Raw genomic sequence first — 2,303 nt, 5'->3', positions numbered from 1 at the left:
CATCCGGGACGGTCCGCTGATCGCGCCGATCCGGGTGTGGCCGAGTTCGACCAGGTGCCGGGTGGCGGCGAGCCCGCCCTGCCAGTTCGTCGCACCGATCGACGGCACGTCCGCGCGGTCCGGCAGGCCTGGCGGTGTCAGTTCCCGGCGTCGAGGTGACGCAACGCGTCGACGTCGTGCACGACGAACTGGCGGTACCGCGCTTCGATGACCCCGGAGTAGCGCAGGGTCCGGAGCGCGTTCTCCGTGGTGGACACGGCGAGTTGGAGGGCGGCCGCGATGTCCTTCTGGCCCGGGCCGGTGATGGTGGTGGAGCCCGTCCGGGGGTCGCGGGTGCCCGCGGTGTCGGCGAGATGCGCGAGGAGTCTGCTGGTGCGCTCCAGGGGCGGCCGGGTGGTGAGGGTGTAGACGAGTTCGTCGCTGCGGTTGCGGTCCTCAAGGCTGCGCAGCAGTGCGAGCTCGACCTCGGTCCTGCGGCTCAGCAGGACGTTGAAGCGGCGCGCGCTGCACGGGATGACCACGGTCCTGGTCAGGCACCGGGTACGGACGGCGGAGTCGGAGGCGATGAGCTTCGCCTCGCCGACCAGTTGGCCGCCGCCCCGGAACCGGGTGATGGTGGGGGCGCCGGCCCAGTCGCCGAGCGGGAAGCGGTCCTGTCGTACGACGCCGTCCCAGATCATGTACACGTTCCGGTCGTCGCGCCCCAGCGGCAGGTGCTCGTCCTGGGCGAAGCTGCGGCCGCGCAGATCGCCCTCCAGCAGAAAGCGCCAGTCCTCGGCCGACAGGCGCCGCAGGAAGCTCCCCTCGGGCTTTTTCTCGTGGCCCAGGAGAAGGTCGGTCGGCCGGTTCGCGGGAGCGATCGAGGGCACGCTCACTCCCCCGTGCCGACGGCCGTGACGACGCGTGTACCGGCGTACACGCCCTGAGGCGCACGAAGGTGACGGAGTGTCACGGGCAGGGGGCCGCGGCGGTCGCGGCACGACGGCGGGAATACGCCGTCGTCATGGACGGTACGCATCGAGTCCGATCCTCGTGGTGTCTACGCGTGGGAACCCCGCTGGTCAGCGAGGTTCCGGGTGGTGGGTCCGGAACATTCCGGGAGGTGCGGCACCGCCCGGCTGGTGTGGGCCCGGCGGGTGGAAGCGGTGGGTGGAAGCGGTGGGAAACAGTGACGCGGGATAGACGGTACCCCTCGCCAGGAGTGAAGAGCCAGTCGTGTTTTCGAGGACGCCCGCGAAGAATGTGGATCTTGCCCGGAACCCCTGACCGTGGGGCTTTATTACAGAAGATCACGGGTAATTCGAGAGGGAAATCAATTACCCTCCACCCTATTACCGATCGCGTCCGCCCCGGTTATCCGCACCCTTCTCAGGGGCGGGACAGGACCCTTCTCAGGTGACCGACATATGACACCCACGCAAACCGACGGCAAAAACAGGAGGCCCCGGGGCACCACCCCCAGGACCTCCCGAAATGGTCCGGACCCACCAAGGATCAGACCGGTGCCCAGTAAACACCACGGATGCCGTTTGGGTCACTCCCCGTCTGCCAACATCGAGCCCACCGGCGGTGGATAACCGGGCGAAAACCCCTCCCGTGGGGATTGTCACCGACAGCACACCTCCCCGCACACGCCGTCGGAACACCCCGACCGGCCGCGCTTTTTGCCCCTTTTTTTCCGCGCGAGAGCAAGGCGCTCCCGCCACACGCGAGGACATGACAGCGTTATCAAATGATTGCCATCGATCAAGAGTAAACAGTTTCGGCCACCCTGAACCCGTCCGGCCGACAGCCCCGCCGAACAGAAGCGCGCCCGGCAAAACATGTGGAGCGCACCGCTCCGACCCGCTCGATTAACCGGCCGCCTCCGCAGCAATTTCTTTTCGCGGGGCAATCCGGGCCGACAGAAAATGCGGTGAGTCAGGGTGGCAGGTGGAATACTGAACGGAAATCAACGATTCGCCGCCGCACATCGTAAAGGTCGACAAACGAATAAGGCCACTGTTCCCGGCTCCGCGCCGGCACCCCCACCACACACCCTCGACCCGCCCGCCACACCGACAACTTACGCTCTGTCAGTTCTCTTGCGGCGCAGGTCAGTTGAGCACACGAGACACCCGAAGTCGGCGTGTTCCCCACAGAACCGATCATTCAGGTACGTAGTACGGCGTTCGCCCCGGAGTGCGCCACCGGCCCGCCCGGCGTACGCCTCCCCACACGCACCGGCGTACGCCATCGTCCGGCGGTTTGCGTCGAGCGCCCCGCCCCCGTACGACCTCGGGGCGGGGCGCTCGACGCAAACC

1 protein-coding gene and 1 pseudogene are annotated in these 2,303 nt (G+C 67.4%); both read right to left on the bottom strand.

The annotated features are described in order from the left end of the window. Positions 1-141, bottom strand: a pseudogene (locus ACNFOC_RS53390) (LacI family transcriptional regulator); the annotation flags it as partial. After that, the gene (locus tag ACNFOC_RS53385) at positions 138-869 is read right to left on the bottom strand and encodes a Crp/Fnr family transcriptional regulator (protein ID WP_416966169.1); all 732 of its coding nucleotides are present in this window, start codon (positions 867-869) and stop codon (positions 138-140) included. The gene ACNFOC_RS53385 and the pseudogene ACNFOC_RS53390, both read right to left, overlap by 4 nt. Between the last annotated feature and the right edge of the window lie 1,434 nt (positions 870-2,303).

The organism is Streptomyces colwelliae, assembly GCF_048158785.1.
Classification (GTDB): domain Bacteria; phylum Actinomycetota; class Actinomycetes; order Streptomycetales; family Streptomycetaceae; genus Streptomyces.
Note: the sequence above shows the minus strand (reverse complement) of the source record. Positions and strands in the feature narration are given on the sequence as shown.